Annotated in this window: 1 protein-coding gene; it reads left to right on the top strand. The window is 64.9% G+C overall.

From position 1 onward, the window contains the following. Positions 1–721 (top strand): RNA-guided endonuclease InsQ/TnpB family protein (locus EKL94_RS22170; protein ID WP_148105822.1); only part of this gene is annotated, 721 nt, incomplete at both ends.

Raw genomic sequence — 721 nt, 5'->3', positions numbered from 1 at the left:
GGGGGGGGGTGGAAAAAGGGAACCCCCGGGGGGCCAAGGGGAGACACCCAAGGGGTATGTCCCAAAAGTCGGCGGGGTGCGGGTACGCCAGGGCCCGCCGATCTATTGCCCCATTAAGGGGGCCACCTTCAAGCGGGAGGCTGACGGGCCCTGGTACGTGACCCTGACCGCCGAGTTCGAGATGCCCGACGTCCCCTTGCCCCCCGCCAACCCCGAGCGGGTGGTGGGGGTTGACCTGGGGCTCAAGGACTTCGCCGTGCTGTCCGACGGAACTCGGATTGCCCCACCGAGGTTCTACCGCAAGGGGCTCGCCAAACTCCGTAGAGCGCAAAGGGAGCTATCCCGCAAGAGGAGGGGGAGCAAGAACCGGGAAAAGGCGAGGCATCGGCTGAGCAAGGTACACGCCAGGGTGCGTAACCAGCGGCAGGACTGGCTGCACAAGCTGACCACCGGACTCGTCCAGAAGTACGACGGGCTGTGCATCGAAGACCTGAACCTGAAGGGGATGGCGAGAACCAAGCTGTCCACATCGGTGCTGGACGCGGCGTTGGGCGAGTTCCGCAGGCAACTGGAGTACAAAACGGTCTGGCACCGCAAACATCTCGCCGTGATTGACCGCTACTTCCCCAGCAGCAAGCTCTGTCGGGAGTGCGGGACAATCCACACCGCCCTCACCCTCTCGGACAGGGTTTGGACCTGTGGGTGCGGGGCGGTGCACGAC

Origin of the sequence: Stenotrophomonas maltophilia (assembly GCF_003970865.1) — a bacterium.
Classification (GTDB): Bacteria; Pseudomonadota; Gammaproteobacteria; order Xanthomonadales; family Xanthomonadaceae; genus Stenotrophomonas; species Stenotrophomonas maltophilia_AR.
Note: the sequence above shows the minus strand (reverse complement) of the source record. Positions and strands in the feature narration are given on the sequence as shown.